The organism is Psychrobacter proteolyticus (assembly GCF_038155145.1).
In the GTDB taxonomy this organism is placed as follows: Bacteria; Pseudomonadota; Gammaproteobacteria; order Pseudomonadales; family Moraxellaceae; genus Psychrobacter; species Psychrobacter proteolyticus_B.
In genome coordinates, this window is sequence record NZ_JBAKAY010000174.1 from 1 (window position 1) to 215 (window position 215).

Here is a 215-nt window from a genome sequence, read left to right on the forward strand (position 1 = left end):
TAGCCAGACATGTATCGATCGTGGCTCTATCGATGATACCGTTATATGTAATCACGTGATTATTGATAATTAGGTACAAGTTGCCCATAACGTCTGTATCGGTGACGGGACTGCTATCGCTGCTCAAACGGGCATTGGGGGTAGTACTACGATATGGAAGCGCTGTATAATTGGCGGCGCTGTCGGTATCAATGGGCATATCGAGATTACAGACG

At 46.5% G+C, this 215-nt stretch carries 1 pseudogene; it reads left to right on the forward strand.

The features are described from left to right. Positions 1 to 215, forward strand: a pseudogene (locus V6252_RS13410) (UDP-3-O-(3-hydroxymyristoyl)glucosamine N-acyltransferase); the annotation flags it as partial.